6 protein-coding genes are annotated in these 5,893 nt (G+C 63.8%); 1 reads left to right on the top strand and 5 read right to left on the bottom strand.

Annotated features, from left to right (window positions below; genetic code table 11):
- The 5 genes from DBR22_RS16985 to DBR22_RS16965 form a co-directional block, all read right to left on the bottom strand.
- Positions 1–189: hypothetical protein (locus DBR22_RS16985; protein ID WP_146187542.1), on the bottom strand; the 189-nt coding region annotated here is incomplete at its 3' end.
- Entirely contained in the window at positions 179–1,165 is a 987-nt protein-coding gene (locus DBR22_RS16980) for a DAK2 domain-containing protein (protein WP_108599990.1), read from the bottom strand. The genes DBR22_RS16985 and DBR22_RS16980, both read right to left, overlap by 11 nt.
- Positions 1,166–1,187: 22 nt before the next feature.
- On the bottom strand, positions 1,188–2,243 hold the full coding sequence (gene thiL / locus DBR22_RS16975; RefSeq protein ID WP_258229260.1) for a thiamine-phosphate kinase: 1,056 nt from the start codon (positions 2,241–2,243) through the stop codon (positions 1,188–1,190).
- Positions 2,244–2,300: 57 nt separating this feature from the next.
- Positions 2,301–3,524, bottom strand: a complete 1,224-nt coding sequence (locus tag DBR22_RS16970; RefSeq protein WP_181365224.1) for a hypothetical protein — start codon at positions 3,522–3,524, stop codon at positions 2,301–2,303.
- 280 nt (positions 3,525–3,804) lie between these two features.
- The gene (locus tag DBR22_RS16965) at positions 3,805–5,172 is read right to left on the bottom strand and encodes a hypothetical protein (RefSeq protein ID WP_181365223.1); all 1,368 of its coding nucleotides are present in this window, start codon (positions 5,170–5,172) and stop codon (positions 3,805–3,807) included.
- A 204-nt stretch (positions 5,173–5,376) separates the two neighbouring features.
- On the opposite strand from DBR22_RS16965, the gene DBR22_RS16960 reads away from it, so the two are divergent.
- Entirely contained in the window at positions 5,377–5,841 is a 465-nt protein-coding gene (locus DBR22_RS16960) for a DUF3515 domain-containing protein (protein WP_258229259.1), read from the top strand.
- Positions 5,842–5,893: the final 52 nt, after the last annotated feature.

The raw sequence follows: 5,893 nt of genomic DNA, 5'->3' as shown, positions 1-5,893 counted from the left end.
GGCAATAAGCGTGACCTCTTCGTCCAGGGGAACCTCGCTGATGGGCGTGAGCTCACCACGGTCCAGGTAGCGCCGCGGGAAATAATTGAGCAGGCCGCCGGCCGTGGTTATCCCGAGGTTCTTCTCAATGACGGCCGCGGAACGCTTTCCGATGCGGCGTTCCAGGGCAACGTCCAGGTCAGCGCTCATGCCCACTGGAGTTCACCGGAGCTGGTTCCGGGTCACGGGCCAGGGCGAGTTCGCTGACGGAGATGTCGCTGGGTTCGCCCAGGGAACGGATCAGCGCGACGGCGGGTTCAGCCTCGGGAACGTGGACGTGGACCCGCCAACGGTAGGTGCCGTCGGCCACTGCTGCGCTGTCCACCTGGCTCATGATGACCGAATCGCCGATTTCGTCCAGCCGTTGCCGGAGAGTGGCCGCGCTGAGGGGCGACAGGCTGATGGTGCACATGACCTCCACGCCGTCGTCGTCGGGGAGGTCCTTGTGGATATGGGGATCCTGGACGTCGTAACCGTGCAGCCCGTCCAGGAGTTCGCCCTGGAGCTCGCCGCCCATCACGGCTGAACGGAGGCAGTCAAGGATGAGGAGCATGCCGACACCCCCGGCGTCGACGACGTGGGCAGCCTCCAGTGCGGGCAGCTGCCCTTCGGTGTTCACCACTGCCGCCAGTGCGCCGTTGACGGCAGCGTCCAGGGCAAGGCCCAAAGCGTGGTTGCTGTGGTCGCCGTTCTCCACCTCTGCCGCCGCTCGCGCTGCAGCTTCCATCACCGACAGCATGGTGCCGGGTACAGGATCACTCAAAGCGGACCAGGCCCGGATCTGGGCGCGGTTCAGGGCAGCGGCCAACAGCGTGGCGGTCAGCCGGGTGTGTCCGACCAGCGGCTCGGCAGCGGCGCAGAGAAACACCGAAAAAAGCGTTCCGGAGTTACCGCGTGCCTGCTCCATCGCCGCCCGGCCCGCCCCGGCCAGCACCACGCCGACGTCCCCGTGGCCGGCGTCGGGCTGGCCTGCAGCATCGCCGTGCAGGGCCCGGGCAGCCGCCCGGACCGTGAGGTAGAGGTTGGTGCCGGTGTCTCCATCAGCTACGGGGAAAATGTTGATCGCGTTGAGCCGGTCACTGTGGTTGCCAACGGCCGTTTCGGCCTTGTCCAACCACCGCTTCATCGCTTGCGCGTTGGCGGCAACCTTAATCTGCAAAGTGATCCCATCCCCCGGTGCCAGCGGCGTGGCCCGCAATCGTGACGCCCGGGCCGGAGTTGATTCCCGGGGCTTGTATTGAGCCTATCGCAGTGAATCCGGGAGGCAGCTGAACGTCAGGCGGGAATGTGGCCAGCAACCCGTGGTCCTCTCCCCCGCCCAGAACCCAATCCAAGGGGTCCAACTGCAGGAAGTCCGACGCCGGCTTGAGGCTTTCCGCAAGCCGCTGCAGTTCCGCGGGGTCCAGGTCGATGACGGCATTGCTGGCGAGAGCCAACCGGGTACCGTCCCGCACCAGGCCGTCGGAGATGTCCATCATGGCGGTTGCTCCCGCTGACCTGGCCAGCGGTCCGGCAGCCAGGGGCGGCTGCGGCCTGCACTGGACGTCCAGCAGCTCGCGCTGCTCCCGAACCAGGGAATCGACGTTCGAGTCCGATTCCAAAAGGGCAAGTCCGGCGGCGGCCCTGCCCACTGTACCGGCCAGCGCCAGGACATCCCCCGCGCGCGCCCCGGAGCGCAGCACGGGCTTTCCGCCGCCCAGGGTCCCCAGCACCGCGACTGTTACGGAGATTTCCCGGCCACGGCCCAAGTCACCTCCGGCCACTGAACAGTTGCTGGCCCCCAGATCCCGGATTGCTGCCGACAGGCCGTCGGCAAGATCCTCCACCCAGCTGACCGGTGTGCCCGGCGGCAACGTGAGGCTGACCACCATGGACGTGGCCGTGGCCCCCATGGCGTTGATGTCGCTGAGGTTTTGGGCTGCGGCCTTCCAGCCAACGTCAAAGCCTGTGGTGCGGTAACCGTTGGTCCAGGTGAGCCGGAAGTCCTGGTCCTGCACCTGCGTATCGATGCTGATGAGCGTCCTGCCGTCCGGCGCGGAGACGATGGCGGCGTCGTCTCCGGGACCGAGCAGAATTGCCGAAGCGTGGTCCGCGCCGATCTCCAGCCGCGGGAAGATGCGGGCGAGCAGGCCGGCTTCTGACAGCCCGGCCACGGTGAGGGGTTCGTCAGTCAGGGGTTGTTCAGTCAACGGTATTTCAGGCACGCCCCTACGCTACAGCGACCTGCTGACATTCGATGGCGAAGGGCCGATCTGCGCGGCTCAGTCTTTCCGCAGCGCCTCACACGGAATCACTACTTGGGCAAACTTCCACGTGGCAGGAGCCACGACGGCGCTGGCACTGGGCAGTGCGGGATCGCTGGAGCAAAGGGTTCGGGCCGCATCCACCCCGGGCGACCAGGCCGGACCTACCGGGCGCGTGGCTGTAGGAAAGTAGCCGAGGAGGAGGACAGCAACGAATATCCCGGCCAGCAAAGGAGTGACTCCGCGTTGTAAATGCCCACGCTGCAGGGCCACGGCCACGGTGATGGGAATCAGCAGGAGGATGAACATTGCCGGAGCCGCTGCGTAACGAACGAATGCAAACCCGTTGGCCCAGTCCGATGCCGAAAACTTCGAGTAATTGAACATCGGATTACCGCTCAGTACCACCGATGCGGTCCAGCACAGAGCCGAAGCCGTCAGCGCAATGATTGCGGCCCACTGAAAGGCGCGGTCACCTTTTATCAGCACGTAGACGAGCAGCCCGACGAGCAGGAGACAGGGAACCACCAGCGCCCACGCCCCGAAATTCACTATTCCCGAAGCCAGGGTCCTGCTATCCGGGTTCCAGATGGAACCGATGGGCAGCAGCACGTAACCCATCAGCACCGACAGCGGGTCAACGGCATCAGTCGGGGGCGGAGCGCCGTTGAACCTGGGCTTACTCAGCGTGGTCAGGACCTGAAGTACCAGGCCAACGAGCAACCCGGCAGGAGCAACATAAGCGCGTTTACGGAATGCCGCCCAGATTGCCAGGGGCAAAAACATGCCTGTGATGATTTCACTGGCAGCGGTGACGAATGTCACCACGAACAGCCCGGCACCCGCGGCTGCTGATTTCGGCTTGCACAGCAGCAGCCAAGGCGTCAGCCACAGCAGGTACCAATGCAGGTTGGCCGCATTGCCCTGAATCTCGTTTGGACCGATCGGCAACAGGATGGGAATGACCGCAATCATGACCCGCACCGGCACCGAATCAGTCAGTACCCGCGAAAGATGGAAGACCGCAATGGAAATGGCGGCCACCACCGCACAACTGACCAGCGACATGGCGATGGCGTATCCGTCCAGCGGGACGAGTTCATACGCGGCACTCGACAGTAGCCGAGGGAGGACATGCAGGTAGCCGTCGTAGGGCAGAAAAATGCTCTGCAGGTGGCCAGTGCTGAGCACATCGCGCAGGAAGACGCCGCCGTCCTCAGCCCAGACAGTTTTCTTCGTCATGGAAGGCAGGCGACCCCAGGCCAGAAACGTCAGGATCACTACGCTGCCCAGGAGCACCGCGCTTTTCATGGTCACCCGTCTGGCCATTGACCTTTTGCCGTTCGCAGAGGCCGGGCGATGGGCAGTGTCCCCCTCGATAATCTTTGTCATTTGGCGAGTAGTTTATCGTCCCTGCAGGGCAGCCAAATGATCCCGCCAGGCCCAGAACGCCCGGCCCCCCCGGTAAGCCCGGCGCTTCATCGCGCCCCCACACTGGAGGGAATCCAAGAGGCCAGGCGCGTCACCGGTTAAGGACCACACTGCAGGGAAGCGTGGCTTGCCAGGGGGCAGGAGCCAGCGCCACGCCGATGACTCCAACGCCACCATTGAGGACACACTCCTCGTGGGCAACTGCCAGGAACTTCTCCCATTCCGGCCCGGTCTCCCGGCCTGGAAGGGCCGGGAAGTAGTTGACCGACAGGAAAACGAGCAGCACGGCAGGGGCCCATAAGAACGTCCGGGCTTTCGTGCTGCCTGCCCTCTCAGCGGCAACGGCCACGGCGGCCGGAACCAGGATGAGCAGGAACATCGAAGGAGCGGCAGCGTAACGAAAATACGTGAACTGCTCGAGCCAGTCCTCTTCCGTGAAACCCGCAAAATCAAGCTCAGCCGAAACATTGAGTACAACTGCGGCCGTCCAGCACAGGGCAGCTGCCCCAAATGAATAAGCTGCAACGAATCTCCACTTGGTGCTGCCTACAACCAGGACATAAATCAGGAGGCCAGCAATTACGGCCGCCGGTATGAGAACGGGAAATGCGCCGTAATTCACAATGGTCGAAGCCATGCTGCGTTTGTCGGTTTCCCAGAGGGAAGCCACGGCCTGCAAACCGAAACCATAAAAAACTGACAACGGGTCCGCCTGGTCCACCTCCGGCGGGGACCCATACCGGGGCTTGGCGGCGGTTGCCACGAACTGGCACACCATACCGGCGAGCAGGCCTACCGGCGCCCAGTAGTTCCGCCGGCGGAACGCCGTCCACAGAGCAAGGGGTATGAAAAGCCCGGAGATGATCTCTGTGGTGGCCGCAGCAAAAGTCATCACGAAAAGGCCACCCTTGCCATACCAGCGGGAAGGCTCGTAGATCAGCAGCCAAGGCACAAGCCACAGCAGGTACCAATGCAGATTGGCCGCGTTACCGAGGACCTCAAGCGGCCCGACAGGGAGCAACACCGGAATCATTCCAAGCATCAACCGGATGGCCCGATTGTCCACAAGGGCAGCGGACAAGTGATAGACGCCCACAGCGACAGCCGCAACGGCAGCGCAACTGAGGAACGACATCATGATGGCATATGAACTAAGGGGGGCCACCAGGTACGCTATGCCTGAAATGAGGCGCGGAATGGTGTGGAGGTAGCCCGCATAGGGTTCACCAATGCTGGCCCACGGGCCGATTGCCACCGTGTCCTGGAGGAAGACGGCACCGTCTTCGGCCCATAGGGTCCCCCTGGTCACTTCCGGCAGCCGCAGCCAGGCTATGTAGGTCAGCAATATGACCGAAGCGAGACCCCCGATGGCTTTCAGCGCCTGCTTTCTTCGAAAGCCCCGGCCTGACGGAACCGTCGCGGCGCCGTGTCTTGGCCCGGCATTCATAGTTTTACTCATCGGGACAACAGTTTATAGTCCTTTAGGACCGCCTGTTGTCCGCAACGAAATTGCTGTGACGGGGCCGTTGTTGGCCTGCCGGGCTGCGATTGGCGCCGAAAACGGTATGTGGAGATGATGGATGATATGCAGCCTGCTCCTCCAGCCGAACCCAGCCTCCCGTTACCTGAACCCCGGGTTCCATCTTCCGGACGGCTCTTCGGGGTGACTGCATCCCTGGTGGCAGCGGCTTGTCTTGCCGCCTGTGCCCCCGTGGTGGATGTGGCGCCGGCGGGCGACGCTGCCAACCCCGCTTGCGCACCCATGATGGTGGCCCTGCCGGATGCCATCGGCGACGCGCCGCTGCGCAAAACCAACAGCCAGGCAACCGCCGCGTGGGGTGACCCGTCGCAGGTGATCCTGCGCTGCGGCGTCAATGTTCCGGGGCCGACGACGGACCGGTGCGTCAGTGTGAACGGCGTCGATTGGGTCATTAAAGAGGGTGACGCGGCCTGGACCCTGACAACTTTTGGCCGCGAACCGGCCACTGAGATCCTTCTCACAAAAGACCAGGAGACCATCAGTTCCGCTACCGTCCTGGCTGACCTTTCGGCCGCGGCCGCGAAGGTGCCGGCCAGCAGGAACTGCGTGGGCCAGGAGGAACTGCAGAACCTGCCGACCAGCCAGTAACTGGGCGCCGGTGGTGGGCCCACGCCGGCAGGGTTCCCTGGCCGAAGCGGAG

Origin of the sequence: Arthrobacter sp. HMWF013 (assembly GCF_003061105.1) — a bacterium.
In the GTDB taxonomy this organism is placed as follows: Bacteria; Actinomycetota; Actinomycetes; order Actinomycetales; family Micrococcaceae; genus Arthrobacter.
Note: the sequence above shows the minus strand (reverse complement) of the source record. Positions and strands in the feature narration are given on the sequence as shown.

Bases quoted from the DNA above. Each gene is read 5' to 3' on its own strand.
- DBR22_RS16965 (WP_181365223.1), bottom strand. From the start codon at position 5,172: ATGAGTAAAACTATGAATGCCGGGCCAAGACACGGCGCCGCGACGGTT.
- DBR22_RS16970 (WP_181365224.1), bottom strand. From the start codon at position 3,524: ATGACGAAGAAAACTGTCTGGGCTGAGGACGGCGGCGTCTTCCTGCGC.
- DBR22_RS16980 (WP_108599990.1), bottom strand. From the start codon at position 1,165: ATGAAGCGGTGGTTGGACAAGGCCGAAACGGCCGTTGGCAACCACAGT.